Origin of the sequence: Arthrobacter sp. UYP6 (assembly GCF_040547315.1) — a bacterium.
Classification (GTDB): Bacteria; Actinomycetota; Actinomycetes; order Actinomycetales; family Micrococcaceae; genus Arthrobacter_B.
Window position 1 is genome coordinate 1 of record NZ_JBEPPM010000022.1, and the last position, 23,376, is coordinate 23,376.

A 23,376-nucleotide genomic window follows, 5' to 3' on the forward strand; every position below is an offset into this window, starting at 1 on the left:
ATTAGCGATCCACCGGCCGCCAAGTCGGTTCCGGTGGCAACACCCCCCGGATCATGGATGACTGGGGGCAAAAACCATGCCGGAACCGACCGGCCAACACACCCATATCCTGCAACAGGAAAGGGCTACGAAAAAGGTAACGGGGGGGCTTGCCGCCCGGTCCACACCCTGGCGGCTGCGTACCGGCTAGCGGGAATGGTGGGAGGGCTGCAAGCCGTAAACGGGGGTGGGCAGCCCTTCCAGTCGGGCCTTGAGCTGCAGCGCCAGGAAGAGGGAGTAGTGCCGGCTTTGATGGAGGTTCCCGCCGTGGATCCAGAGGTTATCCACGTTGGTGGGTTTCCACATGTTGCGCAGTTCCCCTTCCCAGGGCCCAGGGTCCTTGGTGGTCCCGGAACCGAAGCCCCAGCATTTGCCCACCTGATCTGCGACTTCCGGTGAGATCAGGTCGGCCAGCCAATTGTTCATGGAGCCGTACCCGGTGGCGTAGATGATGACGTCGGCGTCGAGTTCGGTGCCGTCGTCGAGCACCACTCCGCTCCCGGTGAGCTTGGCAACCTGGCCCTGCTTCAGCTTCACCCGGCCGTCGATAATCAGCTGGGAAGCGCCTACGTCGATGTAATAGCCGGAACCGCGCCGCAGATACTTCAGGAACAGACCCGAGCCGTCCTCGCCGAAGTCCAGATCAAATCCGGCCGCACGCAGCTGGTCATAAAATTCGGCGTCGTGCTCTGCGATTTTTTCGTAGATCGGGATCTGCGCGTCCGGCAGGATCCGGTAGGGGAGGGAGGCGAAGAGCATGTCCGCTTTTTCGGTGGTGGTTCCCGCTGCCAGCGCGCGCTCCGAATACAGGTCGCCCAGGGCGAACTCCATCAGTGAGTCACTTCGGACAATATGGGTGGAGGAGCGCTGCAGCATAGTGACGTCGGCACCGTGCTCCCAGAGGTCAGCGGCGATGTCATGCGCGGAGTTGTTGGAGCCGATGATGAGCGCCTTCTTCCCGGTTTGATCACCGCCGCCGGGGTACTGCGAGGAATGGTACTGCTCGCCCAGGAACGCTTTGGCGCCGTCGAACTCCGGAATGTTGGGATATCCGGAAACTCCCAGCGCGAACACCAGCTGCTGCGGATGCAGAGTGAGATCCTCACCGCCGCGCCGGACTTTCAGCTCCCAGGCCCCCGCGTCGTCGTCGTACTGCGCCCCCAGGCACTCCGTGCCGGACCAGTAATCCAGCTCCATGAGGGCGGTGTAATGCTCCAGCCAGTCGCCGATCTTGTCTTTGGGCGCAAAGACCGGCCAGCTGTCGGGGAATTTAAGGTAGGGGAGGTGGTCATACCAGACCGGGTCATGCAGGGCGAGGGACTTGTAGCGCTTGCGCCAGGTGTCGCCGGCCTTCTCGTTCCGTTCAATCACGAGGGTGGGGACGTTCAGTTGGCGCAGCCGTGCGGCGAGCCCGATTCCGCCCTGGCCTCCGCCCACGATCACGGCATAGGGCTGTTCTTCGTAGCCGAGCCGGTCCTGGTGAGCCTGCTTTTCCTCGAGCCAGGATTTCCGGCCGCGTTCAATGGTGTGCTCCACTCCCTTGCGCCGGTTGGCGCCCTTTTGCTCCTCATGCCCTTTGAGTTCCTGCATGGTGGTCAGCAGGGTCCAGGCCTTTCCGTTGCGCAGCCGCAGGTGGCCCCAGCCGCGTGAGGCGGCGGTTTCGAACGTGATCCAGGCTTCGGCTGCCTCGGCGTCGCCGGTGGCAGGCTCCGCCAGCGTCCAGCCGGAGGGCTGCACGTTATCGAGGACGGCGTCCAGCATGTCGACGATCTGCTGCCGACCCTCGAGGGTCTTCAGGTTCCAGGTGAAGGAGACAAAATCCCGCCAGAGCCCGTCTTCCTCAAACAGTTCAGCCGCCGCTTCGGCATTGCGGCCGGCGAGCGCCGTTTCGAGGTTGGTCAGCCAGCCCTGAACTGATTGGTCCAGCTGTGCCTGTGAACTGTCGGTCATATCCACTCCCTTGTGGCTCCGGGGCGCAACCAAATCCTGAGTCGCGGAGCTCCAGTAAACACTTTCGGCTTTCAGAGCGGTAGGGAAGCCAGCAAACGGCCGCTCTGTTGCCCGCGGTGCTACGGGTCTATACGCTCCCGGATCATGGAAAACGAACTTGTGGCACTGGAAACCGAGGGCTGGCACGCCCTGTCCACCGGGCCGGCGGAAGCCACCGCGTTCTACGCGCGGGTACTGGCGCAGGAGCCGGTGATACTGCTGACCGGCGGCCTGCGGATCACCGACCGTCAGCAGATCATAGACTCCATGGGAGGTCCGGCATGGTCCGCCTTTGAAATCATTGAACCGCAGGAGTCCTATCCGGGGCCCGACGTCGGCCTCCTCACCTACAAGGTGAGGGCCGACCGGGCCGGCACCCCGTACACCGCATTGCTGAGCAGCGTTTATGCCAAGGAAAACGGTGAGTGGAAACTCGCCCTGCACCAGCACACACCGTACTGAGCGGTGCTGAACCGGCTGCCGACAGGCTAGGGGCCTCGGTGTTCAGTTCCGGCATCCATGAGTACACAACTGTAGCGCCCAGAAATGCTCCGGAAATCTCTATGCAAGGCCCTTGGTGCTATGTAACATTTCACATGTGATGTGACTGAGACCACATTCCGTGGTCCGGCTCCGAGCGCGCGCTGCCTCCCATTTGTCCATGCAGTGCGCCCAATGATGAAGGATCCCTATGGATACTCTCGTGGCGATAAGTGACAACATCTGGAATCCCATGGCCTACTTCGCCCTTGCCGTTGGCCTGTTTTTTACGATCCTAACCGGCGCAATACAGTTCCGCCGGTTGGCTGATACGTTCAGGGAAATCGCGCGTCCGAAGGATTCCGAGGATGGGATTTCACCCGTCCAGGCGCTCTTGCTGACTATCGCCAGCCGGGTTGGTGTAGGAAACATTGCCGGTGTCGGCACTGCCATTGCCGCCGGCGGCCCGGGGGCCTTGTTCTGGATGGTCCTCTGCGCACTGCTCGGTGCTGCAAGCTCTTATGCAGAAACCGTTCTTGCGCAGGTATTCAAGCGCAAGATCAACGGCGAGCACCGTGGTGGAATTCCTTTCTATATCCAATACGGACTCCGCATCAAGTGGCTGGCGGCGGCCGTGGCTGTCATCACCATGGTTGGGTATGGGCTGCTCTTCCCTGGCGTCCAGTCCAACAATATTGCCTCCAGTGCCGAGGGTGCCTTTGGTATTCCTTCCTGGATCACAGCAACCCTGCTGACGATCGTGCTGGGGTTTGTCATTGTCGGCGGCACGAAGCGCATCGTGGGTGCTGCACAGCTGCTGGTCCCTGTTATGGCTGTTGGGTATGTCGTTGCAGCGATGGTGATCATCGCCCTGAATTGGGAGAAGGTCGTTCCAACCTTCGAGCTCATCCTCTCCAGTGCATTCGGCACACATCAGATCTTCGGCGGCATTGCCGGAGCTGCGATCGCCTGGGGTGTTCGCCGTGCAGTCTTTTCCAATGTTGCCGGCGTTGGAGAAGGTACCTATGCTTCCGCCGCTGCAGCGGTTTCTCATCCGACAAAGCAGGGACTCGTTCAGGCTTTTTCCATCTTTATTGACACCGTGGTTGTCTGTTCGGCTACCGGGCTCATGATCGTCATGACTGGCTCCTACAATGTGACCGCCCCTGATGGCACCGTCCTGGTAAACAATGCCCCGAGTCTCTCTGCTGGCCCCGCCTACACTCAGGCGGCCATCGACACCATCATGCCTGGCGTAGGTGCAGGCTTCGTGGCCGTAGCTCTTTTCTTCTTCGCCTTCACCACGCTGATTGCCTTTTTCTACATTGCCAAGACCAACCTCGTTTATCTCACGGGTAAGGATGAGAATGTGGTGCTGGAGAGGGTGCTGAAGGCTGGGATGCTGGCCATTACCTTCTATGGGGCTGTGGAGTCTGCGGACGTTATGTGGACGATCGGCGACATCGGTTACGGTTCCTTGGGGTGGATCAATATGATCGTCCTCTTGTGCCTAGCCGGAGTCGTCCGGAAAGTAACCAAAGACTATGACTCGCAGCGCAAGTCCGGCATGAACCCCGACTTTGACCCCGAAGCGCTGGGCATTCGCGGCGCCGATTACTGGGTTGAGCGCAAGGCCGCCAAGCGGGAAACCGTCAATCTCGATTGAGTGTCTGACGGGTCTTCCAACAGTGCAATGTTACATGGTACTGTCGGGGGGCCTCGGGAGGACAACTTCCAAATGCACCCCCTGAAATCCCCTTCGAAAGGAAAATCGTGAGCGAGATCCGCAAGCCCTGGCATGGTGTCCTGGTTGCAACAGCACTGCCCTTCAACGAAGATCTGAGCGTCGATTATGACGCTTTTGCCGAACATGTTCGCTTTCTCGCTGACAACGGCTGCGACGGAGTTGCGCCCAACGGATCGCTTGGTGAATACCAGACCTTGAGCGAAGAAGAACGCGCCCGGGTTATTCGAACTGCCGTCGAAGCATCCCCAGAGGGATTCACGGTGATGGCCGGCGTGGGAGCTTACGGCGGACTGCAGTCCCAGAGGTGGGCCGAGCAGGCTTCTGAAGCGGGCGCGGCGGCTCTGATGCTCTTGCCCCCGAACGCTTACCGCGCCACCGACGACGAAGTTGTTGACCACTACCGGCTGGCCGCCAAGGCCGGACTGCCGATCGTGGCCTACAACAACCCAATCGACACAAAAGTGGACCTCACTCCCGCCCTGATAGCTCGGCTCCATCAGGAGGGCTTTATTGTCGGTGTCAAGGAATTCACGGGTGACGTCCGTCGAGCCTATGAGATCAAGGAGCTCGCCCCGGAGATGGACCTGCTGATTGGCACAGATGACACGGTTCTGGAAATGGGAGTGGCAGGCGCCGTTGGCTGGGTGGCGGGATACCCCAACGCCATCCCGCAGTCGACGGTGGAGCTCTACCGTCTCTCAACCTCCGGGAACCTTGACGATCTCGGTCGCGCCCGCGAGATTTACCGTGACTTGCATTCCCTACTCCGTTGGGATTCCAAGACTGAATTTGTCCAGTCCATCAAGCTCTCCATGGATATTGCCGGGCGCCGCGGTGGCGCCTGCCGTCCGCCGCGCGGGGCTCTCACAGGTGCCGTTCATGCTTCGGTAGTCCGGGACACGGAAGCAGCCCTCGCCAAGGGCTACAAGTAACCAACCACCCTTGGGGTAATGCCTGCCGGAGCTATCGGCTCCGGCAGGTATCGAACAGTAGGAGAGTAAAGCATGAGGACCAGTCGCATTTTTCACTCCGTCGATTCCCACACCGCGGGCATGCCTACTCGGGTGATTACGGGTGGTGTCGGAACAATTCCCGGCGCCACGATGGCCGAACGGCGGTTATGGTTCATGGAAAACAGCGACTGGATCAGGACACTCCTGATGACGGAACCCCGTGGCCATGCGTCGATGAGCGGGGCTATCCTCCAGCCGAGTACGCGCCAGGATGCGGACTTTGGAGTTCTATTCATTGAGGTGTCCGGTCTGCTGCCGATGTGTGGGCATGGCACAATCGGCGTCGCAACGGTCCTGGTTGAAACTGGAATGGTCGAAGTTCTTGAGCCTGTGACCCGGGTCCGCTTGGACACCCCCGCCGGTCTTGTCATCGCAGACGTTGCGGTCAAGGACGGACGTGCGGAGGCGGTGACCATCAGAAATGTCCCCTCATATGTTGACAAACTAGACGCATTTGTTGAGGTGCCCGGATTTGGGCGCGTGGATTATGACCTGGCATTTGGTGGCAACTTCTATGCGATCGTCGAGCTTGAACAGCTAGGCCTTCCATTTGAACGGGCGCGGAAGGACGATCTCCTTGACGCGGGACTTCACATCATGGAGGCCATCAATGCGGTCGGCGAACCGGTCCACCGGGAACGCGATGACATCCGGGGATGCCACCACGTTTATCTGAAGGCTCCCGGATCAACTGCGTTGCACTCGCAACACGCGATGGCCATCCATCCGGGATGGTTCGACCGGTCCCCGTGCGGAACGGGCACGAGCGCCAGAATGGCCCAACTTCATGCCCGGGGACAGCTTGCGCTGAACACCGACTTTATTAATGAGTCGTACATTGGTTCGCAGTTCACCGGCCGCTTGGTGGAGGAGACCACCATCGGCGGTCAGCTGGCAGTTATTCCGACAGTTACCGGAAGCGCCTGGATAACCGGAACTGCCCAGTATTTCTTAGACCCATCCGACCCCTTTCCGGAAGGATTTTTGCTGTGAGCCTGATGCGCTGCGACGCCAAGACGGTCCGTCGTTCCCTGCCTTGGGCAACGGCTATATCCTCCCTAGAAGAGGCGCTCAGCTCAACAGTTGATCCTGAGGACGATTCACCGCGCCTGTTCAGCCCGGCCCCAGCCGGAGAATTTCTCATCATGCCCGCAACTGGGAATGCCTACAGCGGGGTGAAGGTGCTGACGGTGGCTCCTGGAAACCCGGAGCGGGGGCTTGAGAAAATTCAGGGGTTGTATCTGGTGTTTGACTCAGTCACGTCAACTCCTTTGGCAGTACTGGACGGCACTGAGCTGACCTCCGTTCGGACAGCAGCCGTCACGCTCCTCGCTGTCAAACATGCGGCACTTGCGGCGCCGGCATCGGACCGTCTTCCAGTCAATCCCACAATTGTGGTTTTCGGGGCTGGCATTCAGGCTCGAAACCATATAAGTGCTGCAGCTTCCTTGTTTCCCGGAGCGTCGGTTTTCATTGTGGGCCGAAATCCTGATCGGACCCGATCTCTCGTCACGGAATGTCAAGCCATCGGAATCACGGCTGCGGCTGGATCTCCGGACCACGTCACCACTGCTGACATCATTCTGTGTACTACGACGTCCCCGGTCCCTCTGTTCTCGGGGGCAGCGGTCAAGCCCGGTTGCATAGTCGCAGCAGTTGGATCTCACGGCGCTGATGCCCGGGAAGTGGACGCGGATCTTGTCTTGAGAAGCGATGTCGTCGTCGAAGGCCGCGCATCAGCCATGCGAGAAAACGGCAACCTGCTTTCCGCCCGCAGTGAAGCAGAATGGGGGCTGATCAGGCCGCTCAACCTACAGGAAGTTGTCCTCGGAACACTCGTGCGCCAGCCGGGCAGACCCTGCCTCTACACCGGCGTGGGCATGGCCTGGGAAGACTTGGTGCTGGCGGGTGTGGTGTATGAAGAGGAAGGTGCCTTAAGGCATGACCTTATCCAGAACTAGGAGAGATACTCCATGATGACTCCCGCCGAAAAACTCCCCATCTCCCCTCTCCGGCAGCAGCCTAGCCTCCGTGAAGGCGTAACGGAATCGCTGCGCACGGCAATCGTGGCTGGTGACTTGGTGGAAGGGGAGATCTACTCAGCTCCGGTCCTAGGAACGGCGCTGGGCGTTTCCGCCACTCCTGTGCGGGAAGCCATGATGGATCTGGCACGTGAAGGACTTGTGGAGGCCGTGAAGAATAAAGGCTTCAGAATAACCAGCATGTCAGATCGTGAGCTGGACGAAATCACGGAGATTAGACTCCTGATAGAACCACCGGTCATTTGCCAACTGGTTGGGCACCTGCCCCAAAATGGGTTTACCGAACTGCGGATCCACGCGGACAGGATTGTGCAGGCAGCTGCCGACCGGGACTTGGCCGGATACCTCGCAGCGGATCGGGACTTCCACGCACGCCTGTTGTCCTTCCAAGGGAACCGCCAGCTGGTCGAGCTGGCCACCAGCCTACGGACTCGCACGCGTATGTACGGGCTCAAATCCCTGAACGAGACCGACCAGTTGGCCGGATCCGCCATGGAACACCACGAACTCCTCGATCTCATGGAACGCGGTGACGAAGGAGGCAGCTACGAGCTGATGCGCCGGCACATCGGACATGCTCGGGGATTGTGGGCAGAAGGCAACCAGCTCAGCACGGTCAGACCTTCGGAAGGAAGCTCACAATGACTCGAACGGCGGACGTCATCGTCATGGGCGCCGGTATCGTCGGCGCCGCGACGGCGTACTTCTGTGCGGCCAAGGGTTTGAAGGTCACGGTGCTTGAACAGGGGATCCCCGGCAGTGGGACTTCGTCTGCCTGCGAGGGCAACATTCTCGTCTCCGACAAAGAGCTGGGCCCCGAGCTCGCACTAACGCGATACTCGCTGGAAACCTGGCACAATGACCTCGGGGAGTTCAGGGATCTGTGGGAGTTCGAAGCCAAGGGTGGCATTATTGTCGCCTCCCGGGAGAGCAGTTTGGTTTCTTTGCAGCGTGTTATGGCCGCCCAAGCTGGTTTCGGGGTTGCTGTGGATCCTCTGGACGCCGATCAGCTCCGCCATCTCGAGCCGAACATCTCCCCGGATGCGTTGGGAGCAGCGAGCTATCCGGAGGACTGTCAGGTCCAGCCCATGTTGGCAACGGCGCACCTGTTGCGCCTCGCAGTCGCGCTGGGAGCTGCTGTTATCCCGTTCACCAAAGTGACGGATTTTCTCCGCCGAGGTCAGACGGTCATTGGTGTTCGCACTAACCGGGGAGATTTCTCCGCCCCGGACGTCGTGAACTGCACCGGGATCTGGGCAGGTGAAGTGGCTGCCCTTGCCGGAGTAAGCGTCCCCGTCCTGCCCCGTCGCGGCTTCGTCATGGTCACCGAGCCGCTACCTCCCATGATCCACCATAAGGTTTATGCGGCTGAGTACATTGACAACGTCGGCAGCTCCGATGCTGGGCTGCAATCCTCACCGGTGGTGGAGGGAACCCCAAGCGGAACGGTACTTATCGGATCTTCCCGTGAACGGGTCGGATTTGACCGCTCGGTCAGCCTGCCAGCGCTCCGGCAGATGGCTGTGAATGCTGCTGCGCTGTTCCCTTTCCTCAGCGACGTTTCAGTGATTCGCCATTACCATGGTTTCCGCCCTTACTGCCCTGATCACCTGCCGGTGTTGGGGCACGACGACCGCGCCCCTGGCCTCTGGCACGCTGCGGGCCATGAAGGCGCGGGAATAGGCCTCTCGGCCGGCAGCGGGAAGCTGCTTGCACAAGCTCTGGCAGGCGAAGCAACCGGAATGTCTCTGGGCCCTTTTGCCCCGGCAAGATTTGGTTACCCCAGGACGGGTACCGTAGCCGGCCATACCAACATATCCGTTGCAGGGACCCAGGAGGCCCGATCATGAATACCCAGCGTTCCGGCAACACCTCGGGCCAACAGGATCCCGCTGCTGTTTTCAACGGCAGGCAGATTCCTTTTGCTCCAGGCCAAACCGTTGGCGCCGCGTTGGTCGCCAACGGCATCCAATCCTGGCGCGAAACCAGACATGAGGGACGCCCACGCGGACTGTTCTGCGGCATTGGGGTGTGTTTCGACTGTCTCGTAAGCGTGGACGGAATGCCCAACCAGCGTGCTTGCCTAGTAGAAGCGGCGGACGGCATGCAGGTCAGCAGCTCCACAGGGAATCGGAACCGGGCATGAGTAGCTTTCAGGCAGAAATCTGCGTTGTGGGTGCCGGACCGGCCGGATTGGCTGCAGCCGTCGCCGCGGCCGAACTCGGAGCGAGCGTCGCCGTAGTGGATACCGCAGCGCAGCCCGGCGGCCAGTATTGGCGCCATGGTGCTGAGACGGCCCGTACCGTTCCTGATGGCCGCGGTCATCACGGCTGGAATCACTACACCGGGCTCCGTCGCCGCTTTGATGCCTTGATCGATTCCGGGGCGATCAGGTATCTGCCCGGGCAACAGGTTTGGGCGGCAGAAAAGATCGATGGCGGTTTCCGGCTGCATGCTTCGGCATCCGCCGGATGCGGTCAGAGGCTCAGGATCAAGGCTTCACGGCTCATCCTGTGCACAGGTGCATATGACCGTCATCTGCCTGTTCCCGGCTGGGACCTTCCCGGCGTTATGGCTGCCGGCGGCATACAAGGGTTTATCAAAGGCAATGGAATTCTTCCGGGCAAACGGTTTGCCATTGCTGGAACAGGACCTTTCCTGTTGTCCGTGGCAGCGGGAGTTGCCCAAGCCGGTGGCACCGTCGCGGCCGTTTATGAGTCGTCGAATCTTCGCGGATGGGCACCACATTTGGCTGCAGCTGCGCGGGTACCGGAGAAAGCGGCGGAGGGAGCCGAATACGCGTTCACCTTTGCCAAGTACCGCGTCCCCTACCGTATCCGGACCGTAATTACGGAGGTTCTGGGCGATGGTCGCGTCGAGGCTGTCCGGACGGCACGGGTCAACACAGAGGGGCGGGTTCAGGCGGGCACTGAAAGGACCGTGGAAGTCGACTGCGTGGGTTTCGGCTGGGGTTTCACACCGCAGCTGGAGCTCCCCCTAGCCCTGGGGACGAAGACCCGTGTGGATATCGACGGCTCACTGATCTGCGTCGTGGATGACAAGCAGGAGTCAACGGTTCCGGGTCTTTACCTTGCCGGCGAAATCACCGGTGTGGGAGGTGCATCACTGGCAGTCCTTGAGGGAACCGTGGCGGGGACCTCAGCTGCCGACCAAGCATATGTGCCTACAGCATCCTCTCGGAGGAAGCGGCGAAACTACCGCCGGTTCGCTGAAGCAATGCATCTGGCACATCCGGTTCCGGAAGCCTGGGAAGGGTGGCTCAAGCCGGACACCACCATCTGCCGCTGTGAAGAAGTGCCTTTTGCATCGGTTAAGGAGGCCAGGGACACCCTTGGCGCCGAAGACGCCCGCAGCCTCAAAATGCTGACCCGCACCGGCATGGGCTGGTGTCAGGGGCGGGTCTGCGGATTTGCAGCCTCCTGCCTGACCGGCGCGAAGGGCAATGAGCCGGGCGCGGCCTCGCTGAGGTCCGTCGCAAAACGCCAGTTCGCTGCCCCCGTGACCGTCGGGGATCTAGCTGCGTTGGAATTTGAAGAGACCACACCCCCAAACAGAACGGAGCCGGCATGACAACGGAGACTCAAATTTCCGGGACAACCGCCCTGGAACTTGAAGAAATCCTTACTTCTGCTGCTGCAGCAGCAGCAGCGCTGGGATCCTACCTGCCCGCTGAACGTGCGTTGCTACTGGAAGCAGCCGCCAATGCTTTGGACAATGCAGCGTCAGAACTTATTCCTGTGGCCCAGCGGGAGTCCCGTTTGGCCGAGGGGCGGCTCAGCGGTGAGCTGAAGCGGACAACATTCCAGTTGCGTCTCTTTGCTGAGGTTTTGCGCGACGGCGGCTATCTGGATGTCCGCATCGATCATGCAGACCAAGCCTGGCCCATGGGGGCCCCGCGCCCGGACCTACGGCGCTGGATGGAACCGCTGGGGCCGGTGGTGGTGTTTGCCGCCAGTAACTTCCCTTTCGCATTTTCGGTTGCCGGTGGAGATACTGCTTCGGCACTTGCCGGGGGCAACCCGGTGGTCCTAAAGGTGCATTCGGGCCACCCCGAGCTTTCCACCCGTACGGCCCGGATTCTCAGCGCGGCCCTGCGGGATGCCGGAGCGCCGGAAGGGACATTTGCGGTCGTTTACGGAACGCAGGCTGGCGCCGACGCTCTGCGTGACCCACGAATCAAGGCCGGCGCTTTTACCGGCTCGATCCCCGGAGGACGTGCATTGTTCGACATAGCCTCCGCCCGTCCAGAACCGATCCCGTTCTTCGGGGAGTTGGGCAGCAACAACCCGGTCTTTGTCACTTCAGCTGCTGCAGCCGAACGCGGATCGGACATCGCCAGTGATTTTGTTGCCTCCTTCACTATGGGCTCCGGTCAGTTCTGCACAAAGCCGGGAACCCTGGTAGTGCCGAAGGGATCAGACATTGTGGAAGCCCTCCGCGGAACGGCACTGCCAGGTCCTTCGCCGCTACTGAATCCACGGATTCAAGCCGGTTATGTAGAAGTACTGCAGACGCTCAATGCCAACCCTGGAATTCAAGTCCTTGCACAGGGCACGGACCCGCTGGCGGACCCGCCCTCGCCGACACTACTGCTGACCACAGCGGCAGCAATGCTGAGCGATCCGCGGGCGCTTCAGGCGGAGTGTTTCGGCCCCTCGGCCGTGGTTGTTGAATATGATGACGAATCTCAGCTGGACGCACTCGCCGAGAGCTTTGAAGGCCAGTTGACGGCAACGATACATGGAACCGATGAGTGCGAGGTTGCTAGTCTGCTTCGGATCTTGGCCCGTAAGGCTGGCCGTGTCTTGTGGAATGAGTGGCCCACCGGAGTCTCCGTCACCTATGCCCAGCAGCATGGCGGTCCTTACCCGGCCACCACTGCATCCGGGAGCACATCAGTGGGCACGGCCGCCATCAACCGTTTCCTGCGCCCTGTGGCCTATCAGGGCTTCCCCGACCATCTGCTGCCGGTTGCACTTCAAGAATCCAATCCGCTGAGTGTGGCCCGGATGGTCGACGGCAAGCGCTGAGACGCTGGTGTTCGCCCGCAACAAGCGGGCGAACACCAGCATCACCCGATTCGCCACCGTCGACATCCGCCCCGGATACTTGAAGGCATGACATCACTGCACACTGACACCCTTCCGGCCACCGGGCCGGGAGCGGTGACGGTCTCCATCACCCGGCGGGTCGATCCCCTCCGCGTGTCCGAGGCCACCCACTGGGTCCAGGAAGGGGTAAATCTCGCCAATAGCTGGCCCGGTTTCCTTGGCTCCGGATGGGTCCGGGCCGCCGCCGACTCCGATGAATGGCACATGCTGTACCGCTTTGCCGACGAGGCGTCGCTGGACGCCTGGGAGCACTCCGAACCCCGCCAGACCTGGCTGGAACGGGGCCGCGACATGGTGGAGGACCGCCACGTCCTGCGCCGCACCGGCATTGAAGGTTGGTTTGACGCGCCGTCGGCCACCACTGATCTCGAAACGCCCGTCAAACCGCCGCGGTGGAAACAGGCCGTGGCGATCTGGCTGGGCTTCTTCCCGGTGAACCTGGTGTTCACCGCGCTCGTGGGCCTGCTGCTGCCGCAGTGGTGGGACTCGCTGCTGATGCCGCTGCGCGTGTTCATCACCACCGCAATCCTGACGCCGATCATGGCGTACTGGGTGCTGCCCTGGGTCACCGGCCTGCTCCAGCCCTGGCTTCAGCGCCGGCGTACCTGACCTCACCGCACGACGGCGCCGGCCCGGCTGCGCTGCCCCTCATGGCACGCGTTCCCAGTCTTTGGGGCTGGTGTTATCCATGTGGTCACAGCCGCCTCAGGCGTGCTCACAGAGTGGGAATCCGTGCGGGCTGGAGGCTGGGGCATCAGGCTGCGGGCTGCGGACGCGCACGGGGCCAACGGGCTCAGCCGCGTAGGAAATCCGTGACGTATCCCGCCAGACCGGCCCCGATCTGCTCCTGCGGGCGCTTGTTGCCGCGCACCTCGAACATGTGGTTGGCGCCCTCAACCCGTTCGACGACGGCGCCCCGCCCGATCCGCTCCGCCACCGGTTCCAGTTCGCCCGGCAGTGCGAAGGGATCCCGGGTGCCCTGCAGGAACAGCATCGGCAGGGCCAGCCCGTAGAGGTGCTCGTCGCGCAGCTTCTCGGGTTTGCCCGGCGGATGCAGCGGGTAGCCCAAAAACACCAGTCCCGCCGTTTGCATCCCCTCGGCCACGGCCATGGATGCCATCCGGCCGCCAAAGGACTTCCCGCACGCCCATACGGGTCCGCCGCCGGCACGCCCCTCCGCTGCGGACATCACCGCGCGCCACGTCTCGATGGCGGCGGGAGACCGGTCCGGGAATTTCTTGCCGGCCTCCCGGTAGGGGAAATTGAAGCGCAGCGTGGCCACGCCGCCGGCATTCAGGGCATCGGTGAACCCAGTGAGGAAGGGGTGCTCCATTCCGGACCCGGCGCCGTGCGCCACGACCATGGACGCCCACGGATCGGCGGGCTGTGCGTAGACGGCGCTGACTTGTCCCGAGCCAACCGCGATGGTGAGATCTTCAGACTGAACTGGCATGTGGTCCAATTTACGCGGCGCCCGCCACCCGCGGGGTCAGTCTCCGGGCCAGCCGCTGCACCGGAGCCTGCAGGAAGAGCAGCAGGAGGGACCAGAGGCCCACGTCCGGGGCCAGGACGGCAACCGCCCATGCCGCGAGCATCAGTGAAGCGGCTGCTGCCGGGCCGAGGATGGGCTTCCGGCTAAACCCCGGAGCCCGGATCGCTGGGGTGCGGTTAATGATCAGTTGCTGGACCATAGCGGAGGTGCTGGCCGCCACCATGGTCGCGATGTACAGGCCGTTGGTCACGGCGTCATGCTGGGTGTCGGCATCCAGCAGCTGGGTGGGAAAGGGGAGGAAGACCAGGCACAGCAGCCACACGAGGTTGGCCAGCACCAGCCCCGGCGTGTAGCCGGCAACCCCCAGATACATTCGGTGGTGGGCAAGCCAGAACCGGAAAATCACCACAAAACTCAGGACAAAGGCGAACAGGTCAAACGCGTTGCCCGCCAGTAGGTCTCCGGGGGATTGATCGCCGATTCCCGTGGCGTCGTTCACCAGCGGCAGGATCAACAGGGTCATGGCAATGGCCACCACGGCGTCAATGAAGCTGATCAGCCGGGAAATTCCCGCGGCTCCGGCCCCGGATTCCACTGGCTTCTGGGGCATGGCCCACCGTCTTCCGCAGTACCCGGGACATCGGTGCCGCCATCCTAGCCCCGGCCGACGTCGCGCCGAAAGAAGCCGGCTGGAGAACGGGCGAAGGAATCACCCTTACAGCCGGGAGCCCGCATTGCTACCGTTTTGGAAAGGGGGAAATCCGGCAGCAAAAACACCCGGTAGCGCAGGCAGATGCGTTTTCCGCGAGGAGGAACTATGCGTGCTCCAGTCGATTTCCACCATGCAGCCCGGGACGCCAGTGCGGTGATCGCCGGCATCCGGGACGATCAGCTGAGCTGGCCCACGCCGTCGCCCGAGTACACCGTGGGTGACCTCCTGGAGCATATTGATGGCTTGTCCCTGGAATTCCAGCTGTCCGCCCACAAGAGTGCGCTCCCGCCGGGAGCCGCGGAAGCGCCCCCGGCGGATGCCGGGAACCTGGCTGAGGGCTGGCGGGAGCGTATCCCCAATCAGCTCACGGCGCTGGCCGGTGCCTGGGCGGATCCAGCGGCGTGGGAGGGGGAGACTGTGGCAGGCCGGGTTCCGCTCGATGCGGTGGCTGCCGGCATGTTTGCCCTTGACGAAATTATTGTGCACGGCTGGGATCTGGCGCGCTCCACCGGACAGCGGTACAACCCTGACCTGCGGGCCGTGCAGGCCTGCGTGGAATTCCTGGGCGAACAGCCGCGGAGTCCGGAAATCTTTGGCCCGGTTGTTCCGGTGGATGACTCGGCCTCCCCGCTGGACCGGTTGGTGGGACTGACCGGCCGGGACCCGGCCTGGGTTCCCGCGATCTGAGCTACCAGCCCAGCCAGGCCAGTGCCTCCCGGGCAATGTGCAGCGGAACGGTGTGGCCGCCGTCGAACTCCCGATGGGTCACCGGGTACCCGTCGCGTTCCAGTGCCGGAGCAATCTTCCGTGCTGTCACGTGGAGGGGCAGGACATCGTCGCACGTGCCGTGGGAAATGAAGAAGGCCGGGGAACCCCGCCGCGGCCCGCCCGGAATGAACCCCGGGGAAAAGGCAATGATCCGGGTGAATAGGTCTCCGTTGGCCAGGCCCAGACCCAGGGCGTAGGACGCGCCGTCGGAGAACCCTGCGACGCTGATCCGCCCGGGATCGATGCGCACGGCGGCAAAGGTCTCCTCAAGGGCGGTATTGATGTGGAGCACATCCGCCTCGTACCCGCCGCGGATGGCATCCCAGGTTCCTGAGCGGGAGGACGGCGCCAGGAGCACCACGCCGTATTCATCCGCAAGCGGCGCCAGCAGGGACATTCCCCCGGCGGCGTCCGAGCCGTCGCCGTGCAGGACCACCAGCAGCGGTAGGCGCCCGGATGGTTCCGGGGACCCCTGAGTAAATGCGGGGATGCGGAACAGAGCCTCCCCATCGAGCGCCGGGGTTGACGCCGGCCTTGCGGAAGTGCGGGTGCGGAGGGAAATATCCGGACGGGCGGAACTATCCGGACGGGCGGAGAGAAGGGCGGCACGCGTTCCGCCGTCAGTGGGGCGGAGCGGGCGACATCCCGGGATGAAGGCTCCGGCAACCAGCAGGAGCAGCGCCGAGACCAATCTTCGCGGAGACATCCCTGTCACGTTTCCTCCTGCGGGCACAGCTCCCTGGCAGCGCAAAGAGCATGCGCCGCTTCTCCCGAGTTAACCGCCGGATCCGCAGGGTGTAAAGAACCCGCGGCAAGAGCAGCCAGCCAAACTTGCAGTCCCGGCAAACTTGCAGGAACTGCATATAGGGTTCGGAAAATGACACCACACGTACTCAGTGCGCATAACCTGACGAAATCGTATGGGCAGGGAGAAAACCGGTTTGATGCCCTCAAAGGCGTCAGCCTGTCCGTGGAAAGCGGTGAATCCCTGGCGATTGTCGGCAAGAGCGGTTCGGGTAAGTCCACCCTCATGCACGTGCTCGCCCTGCTGGACAGCCCGGATGAGGGAATCATTTCCCTCAAGGGCCAGGATGCCCGCTCGCTGGGCAAGAACGAGCTGAACGAACTGCGCAACCGGGACTTTGGCTTCGTGTTCCAGCAGTTCTTCCTTACTCCGAACTCCTCCGTGCTGGACAACGTGGTTCTGCCGCTGATGATTGCCGGCGTGCGCCCGGCCGAACGCCGCAAGCGCGGCATGGAGGCTCTGGAGCGGCTGGAGATGGCGGACAAAGCCAAGAACAAGGCCACCGACCTGTCCGGCGGACAGAAGCAGCGCGTGGTCATCGCCCGTGCCCTGGTCAATAATCCGTCGGTAATTTTCGCCGACGAGCCCACAGGCAACCTGGACACTGCCACCGGCGCTGTCGTGGAGGACATCTTGTTCGCGCTGAACAAGGAACAGGGCATCACCCTGATTGCCGTCACGCACGACACCGATCTGGCGGCCCGATGCAGCCGCCAGTTCTACATCAAGGACGGACGCGAAGTGTCCGCCGCTGAACTCACCTCGACCACCATCACCACAGGGGCTTCCGCATGACCGCCGGCGATATTCTCCGCTCAGCAGTATCCAACACGTTCCGCAGCAAGGTCCGCACGGCACTGACCGTCGTCGCGATCTTAATCGGCGCCTTCACCCTGACCCTCACCAGTGCCATCGGCGCCGGCGTCTCGGATTACATCGACAAGCAGATCGGTGCCATCGGCGGCGAGGACCTGCTCACCGTCTCTCCCGCCGCGGAGTCCGGATCGGCCGATGACGGTCCCAAGGAATACGATCCGGACGGCGCCGCCATGCAGGGCAACTTCACGCTGCTCTCTGATGCGGACGTAGAGGCCATCCGCGCCACGGATGGCATCGACAAGGTGGAGCCGGCCGCCATGCTGGCACCGGATTTCATCCAGTACGACGGCGGCGGCAGGTTTGAGCTGAGCGTCAACCCGATGGTCGGGCTGGCGGACGCAGACCTGGCTGCCGGGCGCCAGCTGGAAGATGGCGGATCACCGGAACTACTCCTCCCGTCCTCGTATCTGGAGCCGATGGGCCTTGCCGACGCACAGGCAGCCCTGGAGCAGACGGTCTCGATTGCGGTCACCGACTACGCCGGAACCCAGCACACGGTGAATGCCGTGGTGGCCGGCGTGCAGAATGACTCCCTCTTCGGTGACGGCGCCGGCTTCAACGAAGAACTGCGGACGCAGATGGATGCCCTGCAGAAAACCGGCATGCCCGCCGGCGTTCCCAGCGGCTACATCACCTCCGTGGCCTATCTGTCCACGGACATTGGTGCGGAACAGCTTGCCGACATCAAATCCGATCTGGCCAGTCAGAGCTTCACCGCGCTGACTGTGGCGGACCAGATTGGCGCCATCCAGACCGTCATCAACGGCATCATCGGCGTCCTGAACGCGTTTGCGGCCATCGCCCTGATTGCCGCCGGCTTCGGTATCGTCAACACGCTGCTGATGAGCGTGCAGGAACGCACGCGCGAGATCGGCCTCATGAAGGCGATGGGCATGGGCGGCGGCAAGATCTTTGCCCTGTTCAGCTTCGAAGCGATCTTCATTGGCTTCCTCGGATCCGCGCTGGGCGCCGGCGTGGCCATCGGCCTGGGCACAGCAATCAGTTCCGTCCTGTCCAACACGGTGCTGGCGTCCCTTCCGGGCCTGCACATTATGCTGTTCACACCGGCCTCCGTGACCACCATCATCGGCGTCGTCATGCTGATTGCCTTCCTGGCCGGCACACTGCCGGCCCGTCGGGCGGCCCGGCAGAACCCGATCGACGCCCTGCGGTACGAGTAGGCGCGCAGGAGCAAAAGGAAAACGGACGACGGCGGTGGAAGGGGGGCGTGATGGAGTCCGGTGCTGAATCGACCGGTGGACTGCGGGCCCGCAAGCGCGCAGCAGCCCGGTCGGAGATCGAAAAAACGGCCATAACGCTGGTGCTCGAACGGGGCTACGACAACGTCACAGTGGAGATGATCTGCACGGCATGCATGGTGTCGCAGCGGACGTTCTTCAACTATTTCAGGTCCAAGGAAGGCGTCTTCCTGGGGCCGCCGCCCGCCGAGATGAGGGAGGCCGTGGCCCGGGAGTTCCTTCCCGACCATGGCACCCCCGCTGTCCTGAGCCTTGCTGCCGCTGTGGTTTCGGCCCTGGTTGCCGGCCAGCCCGACCCGGAGCTGGCCGGCCGGAGGATGAAGGCTGTCATGGCCTCGCCTGAACTGTTCTCCAGGCAGAACGAATGGATGGCGGACCATGAAATCCAGTTCGCGGACCTGGTGATGGAACGGTACACAGCGGCGGGGCGCCGGGAACCGGAACCCGATCTTGTCGCTGAGGCCCGCATGGTGGTGGGGCTGGCGCTGGGCGTGGTCCGGGTGGTGCTGCAGCAAAACCACGCAGAGCACGACGACGTCTGGCCGGACACCGGCATCATGGAACGCGCCGGGGTGCTCCTGGACCGGATTTTCGGTGGTCCGGGAACCGGGCGGGCACCTGGTTCCTACTCTGCATCTGGTTCCTAGCGCTGGTTTCTAGCGTTTGTCGGGGCCGTCCGCGCTGAACCCGTTATCGCCGTCGGTCGCTTTGGGAAGGGCGCCGAAACTGCGCTGAACTCCGGTGCCCTTGCCCAGTTCCTCAGGGTTGGGGCGGGCCGTGATGATCAGGAGCAGGAAGATCAGCAGACATACGATGAATGTGGCACACGCGGTGGCAAGTCCCAGCTCCCACCGGAATTGGCGCTCGGTTCCGCCGGTGGAAAATACGGCCACGGCCACGCCGGCCACACCTGCCAGGACGGCGGAAATGATCACCGGCACGTTCCCGTAATTAACGTGTGCTCCCGGGGTTCCGGGCGTTGAAGATGAGCCGTCAGCCATGGTGTTTCCTCCTGCGGAAGGGTGAACCGGCACGGCCATCGTAAGTCCGCCGCCGGCCCCCCGGAAGAGTTCCCGGCCATAGTCCTCCGGAAGGTTCTCCGTTGGCCTTCACCGGTACCCTTTTCTGCGCACGACGGCCGGGGTACCGTCACGGGGAACGCGTGAATCCGGCGGCAGGCACAGAAGACCTGCAGCGGTGGGCGAATACCGGCGGGAGAATCACAATGCGCAAGGTTACGGCGGCACTGTTCAGCTCCATCGACGGCGTGGTGGAGAATCCCGGTGAGTGGCAGTTTGACCACTTTGACAAGGACATGGGCCCGCTGATGGAAACGGCCCTGTCCACTCAGGACACCGTGCTGCTGGGCCGGGTGACCTATCAGCAGTGGGCGGACTACTGGCCGGAAAACACCGAGGACGGGTTCGGGGACTTCATTAACCCGGTCCAAAAGTACGTTGCCTCCCGGACGCTTAGCGATGAGGATCTGAGCTGGAACAACTCTGCGCTGATGGACGATGAGCTGGAGGGCTTTGTCCGGCGGCTCAAGGAACGCGACGGCGGGGACATTGCCGTAAACGGGAGTATTTCACTGGTGCGCCAGCTCCTGTTTGCCGGCCTGTTGGATGCCCTGACGCTCATGGTGCATCCGGTGGTGGCCGGCTCCGGGCAGCGGTTGTTTCAACCGGGGGACCCGCTGACCCGGTTGAAGCTCATGGATTCGCAGATCACTGCCTCAGGCAACGCGATCCTGACCTACGGACCGCGTTCCTGAAGCTTCCGGAACCGGTCCAAGTGCGCGGATATCAAAGAACGGCAGCGTCCGGTTGACCAGGGGCCCCACGAGGAGGGCAAAGGCAACCGTTCCCAGGCCCACGGTCCCGCCCAGCGCCCAGCCAAGAGCGAGCACCACTACCTCGATGCCTGTGCGCACCGCCCAGATAGGCCAGCCAAAGCGGCGATGCATTCCGGTCATCAGACCGTCACGTGGCCCCGGTCCCAGCCGGGCGCCAAGGTAAAGCCCCGTGGCCGCGGCCAGCAGCACCAGTCCGCCGGCGAAAAGCAGCACCTTTGCCCAGAGCTGATCCGGTGCGGGCACCAGGGCCAGACAGACTTCGGCACTGGGCCCAATGAGTAGGACATTCAGGACGGTGCCGATGCCCGGTTTCTGCCGAAGCGGGATCCACAGCAGCAGCACCAGTGCGCCAATCAGGGTGGTGACCACGCCAAAAGTGATGCCCGAGGAACGCGCTGCACCCTGTCCCAGTACATCCCACGGGGAGACGCCCAGGTTTGCCCGGATCATCATGCCGATCGCAAAGCCGTAGCAAAAAAGCCCGAACAGCAGCTGGACTGCACGGCGCAGGGTGATCCAAGTCATGGACTAAGACAAGCCGGTTGCCCGCCGGACTTCAAGCCGGCGTCGGGCGTGACGGGAAGAAGCGGTGCGGAGCTGAAAATACTCCGGAAGCGGGCTAAGCTAGTCGGTCAACCGAAGGGCGGTTGACCGTTGAGCTGGAGGAAGAATGTTCAGGCCAGGCGCACCTGTAGATGAAGTCGAACAGGACGTTGAAGACATGATCATCGAGCTGGTCCATAAACTGGGCCGGCTCGCCGAAGCGGATCCGGAGCCGTTAGGGGCCTCGGACCGCGCCTACATCAAGGCATTTTCCGACGCCGAGTCCAACAGCGACACCGATCAGGGAGCGCTGCTGGCCACCGCCGTCGGGCGTCCCAACCTCGCTGAGTCCCTGATCTACCTGAACCGGCGGCTGGACCAGGACAACCTGGATCCCCGGCAGCCTACAGGGGTTATCGGCGTGATTATCCGCCTAGCCATGGACGGGCTGTGGGTTAGCGACATCCTGGATTCCACGCGCTTTGAGAGCCGGGAACGTGCCCGGGTTACGAGCCTGCTCACTGCCCTGACCCGGGTGACCGACGACCAGCTGGAATCCATGCTCGGAACGCTGGAAAAGCAGCCGGCGGCTCCGCGGCATCAGTCCGAGGGCTGAAGCGGCCGGACCGGCTGCCGAAGCACAGTGCGGAGCTTTTCCGCGGCCGTCCGCCGCGGGTCGCTGAGGTAAATCTCATGGTGGTCGCCGTTGAAGGTAAGCCCGTGGGCCGGCATCCAGTGGTGGTGCAGGCGTTCGAGGACGGGACCTTCGGCGTTGTAGGCGCCGATGTAAAGGATCTGCGCGCAGGTGCCTTCTTCAAGCGCCAGCAGGTGCACGCGGTCCAGGCCCGGAGGGTTCCTCTTCCGGCGTACGGAGTCGAGCGCGGCCCGGAGAAGATCCTCCGTAATCCAGGGCGGCTGGGCCACCAGCATGGTCCAGTCCCAGGAGCCCTTGTCTCCGCGGGTGAAGGCTTCCATGTCCGCGGCCCGCCACTGGCCTTCCAACGGTCCCACGGTGAAATCCCTGTCCATGTCCTTTTTTGACGCAAACTTCACAGCATAGGCGGCGGGATATAGGCATTCCAGAGCGTCCGTATACTCCGCAGACGTGTTGGGATCCCCATGGCCGTTGTAAGCGAGGTACTGCAGAACGGGGACTTCCACCAACGTAAAGTCCCCGGACTTTGGAGCGTAAAGCTGGGGATAGGACTTCTTAATGTCGAACTTTTCCATACCGGGCTCCGCCTTTCCCTCGGTTTTCAGGGTAGGTCCGGCCGGGTTCCCGCGGCTACCGTCAGTCCAAACCGCTAGCATCCATAGGGGATGCAAGCTTTGACTTACAACGCCTCCTGCGTCCCCTGACGAACGGAATCCCCTATGCTCCACGGCACGGCCGCCACAGTGGTGTTGTTGCGTGACGCTCCCGACGGGCTGCAGGTCCTGTTGCTGGAACGGCCCCGCAACAGGGGCTCCTTTGCCGGCGCCTGGGTGTTCCCGGGGGGAGTGGTGGACCCCGAGGATTACGGTCAGCCAGGGGAGGACGACGACGGCGAACTCGCCGCTGCCCGGCTGGCGGGGGTACGGGAAACAGCCGAGGAAACCGGGCTGCACCTGCAGCCCCACCACTTGGAGCAGCTGTCCTGCTGGGTCCCGCCGCCCGAAGCACCGCGCCGGTACAAGACCTGGTTTTTCCTGGCCCCAGCGCCTGCGGGGGAGATCCTGCTTAGCCCGCAGGAGCATGTTGACGCCGTCTGGCTCACTCCGGCCGAGGCCTTTCGCCGGCACCGCGGAGGGACGATGGATCTCTTCCCGCCCACGTGGGTGACGCTGTACGGGCTTCTGGGGTGGGAGACGGTCGCCGCGGCACTCGCCGGAGCTGCCGCCGCCGAGCCGGAGACCTATGCGACCCGCCGGCTGCCCGGACGGGTGCCTCCGGCGATGATGTGGCATGGCGACGCCGAATACCCTCACAGCCCCGAATATCCGGCCAGCCCCGACCGCCCGGACACGCCGGAGCACGCGAAGGTGGGAGCCGATTCCTCCCGCAGGCACCGGTTGTTGATGGATGCAAACGGGTGGACGTATGAACGGACCAACTAGCTGCTGACAGTTCCGAGCCGCACACAGACGTGCAGTTAGACTGGCCGCATGAACACCCCCTATCTGATCAGCCGCGAGCGTCTCGTCTCCGCTCCGCCGGAATCCGTCTTTGACCTGCTGGCCCGTCCGTCCATGCACAGCGTCATTGACGGGTCCGGAACGGTCCGCGATGCACAGCCCAACGGTCCCGCCCGGCTGGCACCCGGAGCCAGATTCGGCATGGACATGAAGATGGGGGTGCCCTACAAGATCCTCAACACCGTCACCGAGTTCGACGAGGGACACCGGATTGCCTGGCGCCATGCCGGCGGGCACGTGTGGCGCTACATCCTTGAACCGAGGGACGGCGGGACGCTGGTGACTGAGCAGTGGGACGCCCGGAAGGTTCGCCATCGCGTCATGTACCGGATTATGGGTGTCACCCGCCGGCATCCGGCCAACCTCGAACAGACGCTGGAGAAGCTGGCGGACCACTTTACGGTCAACTAGGCCTCAGCTTTTCGACCAGATCGCTGTGCCGCCCC

At 62.8% G+C, this 23,376-nt stretch carries 26 protein-coding genes; 19 read left to right on the forward strand and 7 right to left on the reverse strand.

Annotation, left to right across the window (positions count from 1 at the left end; translation table 11 throughout):
• Positions 1-186: 186 nt before the first annotated feature.
• Positions 187-1,989: a flavin-containing monooxygenase gene (locus ABIB35_RS16200; RefSeq protein WP_354182757.1), complete on the reverse strand. Its 1,803-nt coding sequence runs from the start codon at positions 1,987-1,989 to the stop codon at positions 187-189.
• Positions 1,990-2,133: 144 nt separating this feature from the next.
• Here ABIB35_RS16200 and ABIB35_RS16205 point away from each other — a divergent pair, with 144 nt between their 5' ends.
• The 11 genes from ABIB35_RS16205 to ABIB35_RS16255 all read left to right on the forward strand — a co-directional run bounded on the left by ABIB35_RS16205 (position 2,134) and on the right by ABIB35_RS16255 (position 13,051).
• Positions 2,134-2,490, forward strand: coding sequence for a DUF4440 domain-containing protein (locus ABIB35_RS16205; RefSeq protein WP_354182758.1), 357 nt, complete (start codon positions 2,134-2,136; stop codon positions 2,488-2,490).
• Positions 2,491-2,719: 229 nt separating this feature from the next.
• Entirely contained in the window at positions 2,720-4,174 is a 1,455-nt protein-coding gene (locus ABIB35_RS16210) for an alanine/glycine:cation symporter family protein (protein WP_354182759.1), read from the forward strand.
• 107 nt (positions 4,175-4,281) lie between these two features.
• Complete coding sequence (locus ABIB35_RS16215) at positions 4,282-5,187, forward strand: dihydrodipicolinate synthase family protein (RefSeq protein WP_354182760.1); 906 nt, start codon at positions 4,282-4,284, stop codon at positions 5,185-5,187.
• Between the two features lie 72 nt (positions 5,188-5,259).
• The gene (locus tag ABIB35_RS16220; protein ID WP_354182761.1) at positions 5,260-6,261 is read left to right on the forward strand and encodes a proline racemase family protein; all 1,002 of its coding nucleotides are present in this window, start codon (positions 5,260-5,262) and stop codon (positions 6,259-6,261) included.
• A 5-nt stretch (positions 6,262-6,266) separates the two neighbouring features.
• Positions 6,267-7,229, forward strand: coding sequence for an ornithine cyclodeaminase family protein (locus ABIB35_RS16225; RefSeq protein WP_354182823.1), 963 nt, complete (start codon positions 6,267-6,269; stop codon positions 7,227-7,229).
• 12 nt (positions 7,230-7,241) lie between these two features.
• On the forward strand, positions 7,242-7,955 hold the full coding sequence (locus ABIB35_RS16230) for a GntR family transcriptional regulator (RefSeq protein WP_354182762.1): 714 nt from the start codon (positions 7,242-7,244) through the stop codon (positions 7,953-7,955).
• A complete protein-coding gene (locus ABIB35_RS16235; RefSeq protein WP_354182763.1) occupies positions 7,952-9,160 on the forward strand; it encodes an NAD(P)/FAD-dependent oxidoreductase in 1,209 nt (402 codons plus the stop codon). Before ABIB35_RS16230 ends, ABIB35_RS16235 begins: the two co-directional genes overlap by 4 nt.
• On the forward strand, positions 9,157-9,456 hold the full coding sequence (locus tag ABIB35_RS16240; RefSeq protein WP_354182764.1) for a (2Fe-2S)-binding protein: 300 nt from the start codon (positions 9,157-9,159) through the stop codon (positions 9,454-9,456). Before ABIB35_RS16235 ends, ABIB35_RS16240 begins: the two co-directional genes overlap by 4 nt.
• Positions 9,453-10,901 carry an FAD-dependent oxidoreductase gene (locus ABIB35_RS16245; RefSeq protein ID WP_354182765.1) on the forward strand — a complete coding sequence of 483 codons (1,449 nt, stop codon included), beginning with the start codon at positions 9,453-9,455 and terminating at the stop codon, positions 10,899-10,901. The genes ABIB35_RS16240 and ABIB35_RS16245 overlap by 4 nt, the downstream gene beginning before the upstream one ends.
• Complete coding sequence (locus ABIB35_RS16250) at positions 10,898-12,361, forward strand: aldehyde dehydrogenase (NADP(+)) (protein ID WP_354182766.1); 1,464 nt, start codon at positions 10,898-10,900, stop codon at positions 12,359-12,361. Before ABIB35_RS16245 ends, ABIB35_RS16250 begins: the two co-directional genes overlap by 4 nt.
• A gap of 87 nt (positions 12,362-12,448) precedes the next feature.
• Positions 12,449-13,051 carry an antibiotic biosynthesis monooxygenase gene (locus ABIB35_RS16255; RefSeq protein WP_354182767.1) on the forward strand — a complete coding sequence of 201 codons (603 nt, stop codon included), beginning with the start codon at positions 12,449-12,451 and terminating at the stop codon, positions 13,049-13,051.
• Between the two features lie 184 nt (positions 13,052-13,235).
• Here ABIB35_RS16255 and ABIB35_RS16260 read toward each other — a convergent pair whose 3' ends face one another.
• Together ABIB35_RS16260 and ABIB35_RS16265 are read right to left on the reverse strand one after the other, a co-directional pair.
• Positions 13,236-13,895 carry an alpha/beta hydrolase family protein gene (locus tag ABIB35_RS16260; protein ID WP_354182768.1) on the reverse strand — a complete coding sequence of 220 codons (660 nt, stop codon included), beginning with the start codon at positions 13,893-13,895 and terminating at the stop codon, positions 13,236-13,238.
• Between the two features lie 10 nt (positions 13,896-13,905).
• On the reverse strand, positions 13,906-14,544 hold the full coding sequence (locus ABIB35_RS16265; RefSeq protein WP_354182769.1) for a TMEM175 family protein: 639 nt from the start codon (positions 14,542-14,544) through the stop codon (positions 13,906-13,908).
• Between the two features lie 207 nt (positions 14,545-14,751).
• Between ABIB35_RS16265 and ABIB35_RS16270 the strand changes: the two genes are divergently transcribed.
• Entirely contained in the window at positions 14,752-15,333 is a 582-nt protein-coding gene (locus ABIB35_RS16270) for a TIGR03086 family metal-binding protein (protein ID WP_354182770.1), read from the forward strand.
• Between the two features lies 1 nt (position 15,334).
• On the opposite strand, the gene ABIB35_RS16275 is transcribed toward ABIB35_RS16270, so the two are convergent.
• The gene (locus ABIB35_RS16275) at positions 15,335-16,120 is read right to left on the reverse strand and encodes an alpha/beta hydrolase (RefSeq protein WP_354182771.1); all 786 of its coding nucleotides are present in this window, start codon (positions 16,118-16,120) and stop codon (positions 15,335-15,337) included.
• Between the two features lie 171 nt (positions 16,121-16,291).
• On the opposite strand from ABIB35_RS16275, the gene ABIB35_RS16280 reads away from it, so the two are divergent.
• The 3 genes from ABIB35_RS16280 to ABIB35_RS16290 are packed head-to-tail and all read left to right on the forward strand — an operon-like array spanning position 16,292 to position 19,004.
• Positions 16,292-17,014: an ABC transporter ATP-binding protein gene (locus ABIB35_RS16280; RefSeq protein WP_354182772.1), complete on the forward strand. Its 723-nt coding sequence runs from the start codon at positions 16,292-16,294 to the stop codon at positions 17,012-17,014.
• A complete protein-coding gene (locus ABIB35_RS16285; RefSeq protein WP_354182773.1) occupies positions 17,011-18,279 on the forward strand; it encodes an ABC transporter permease in 1,269 nt (422 codons plus the stop codon). The genes ABIB35_RS16280 and ABIB35_RS16285 overlap by 4 nt, the downstream gene beginning before the upstream one ends.
• 50 nt (positions 18,280-18,329) lie before the next feature.
• Positions 18,330-19,004: a TetR/AcrR family transcriptional regulator gene (locus ABIB35_RS16290; RefSeq protein ID WP_354182774.1), complete on the forward strand. Its 675-nt coding sequence runs from the start codon at positions 18,330-18,332 to the stop codon at positions 19,002-19,004.
• 9 nt (positions 19,005-19,013) lie between these two features.
• Here ABIB35_RS16290 and ABIB35_RS16295 read toward each other — a convergent pair whose 3' ends face one another.
• Entirely contained in the window at positions 19,014-19,358 is a 345-nt protein-coding gene (locus ABIB35_RS16295; RefSeq protein WP_354182775.1) for a hypothetical protein, read from the reverse strand.
• Positions 19,359-19,582: 224 nt separating this feature from the next.
• Here ABIB35_RS16295 and ABIB35_RS16300 point away from each other — a divergent pair, with 224 nt between their 5' ends.
• Complete coding sequence (locus tag ABIB35_RS16300; protein WP_354182776.1) at positions 19,583-20,131, forward strand: dihydrofolate reductase family protein; 549 nt, start codon at positions 19,583-19,585, stop codon at positions 20,129-20,131.
• Here ABIB35_RS16300 and yczE read toward each other — a convergent pair.
• Positions 20,093-20,737 carry a membrane protein YczE gene (gene yczE, locus ABIB35_RS16305; protein ID WP_354182777.1) on the reverse strand — a complete coding sequence of 215 codons (645 nt, stop codon included), beginning with the start codon at positions 20,735-20,737 and terminating at the stop codon, positions 20,093-20,095. The genes ABIB35_RS16300 and yczE overlap by 39 nt on opposite strands.
• 145 nt (positions 20,738-20,882) lie before the next feature.
• Here yczE and ABIB35_RS16310 point away from each other — a divergent pair, with 145 nt between their 5' ends.
• The gene (locus ABIB35_RS16310) at positions 20,883-21,371 is read left to right on the forward strand and encodes a TetR family transcriptional regulator (protein WP_354182778.1); all 489 of its coding nucleotides are present in this window, start codon (positions 20,883-20,885) and stop codon (positions 21,369-21,371) included.
• On the opposite strand, the gene ABIB35_RS16315 is transcribed toward ABIB35_RS16310, so the two are convergent.
• Positions 21,356-21,985: a GyrI-like domain-containing protein gene (locus ABIB35_RS16315; protein WP_354182779.1), complete on the reverse strand. Its 630-nt coding sequence runs from the start codon at positions 21,983-21,985 to the stop codon at positions 21,356-21,358. The two genes, ABIB35_RS16310 and ABIB35_RS16315, sit on opposite strands and share 16 nt — an antisense overlap.
• Positions 21,986-22,129: 144 nt before the next feature.
• On the opposite strand from ABIB35_RS16315, the gene ABIB35_RS16320 reads away from it, so the two are divergent.
• Both ABIB35_RS16320 and ABIB35_RS16325 read left to right on the forward strand, forming a co-directional pair.
• A complete protein-coding gene (locus ABIB35_RS16320; protein ID WP_354182780.1) occupies positions 22,130-22,852 on the forward strand; it encodes an NUDIX hydrolase in 723 nt (240 codons plus the stop codon).
• Between the two features lie 48 nt (positions 22,853-22,900).
• Complete coding sequence (locus tag ABIB35_RS16325; protein WP_354182781.1) at positions 22,901-23,341, forward strand: SRPBCC family protein; 441 nt, start codon at positions 22,901-22,903, stop codon at positions 23,339-23,341.
• Positions 23,342-23,376 lie beyond the last annotated feature (35 nt).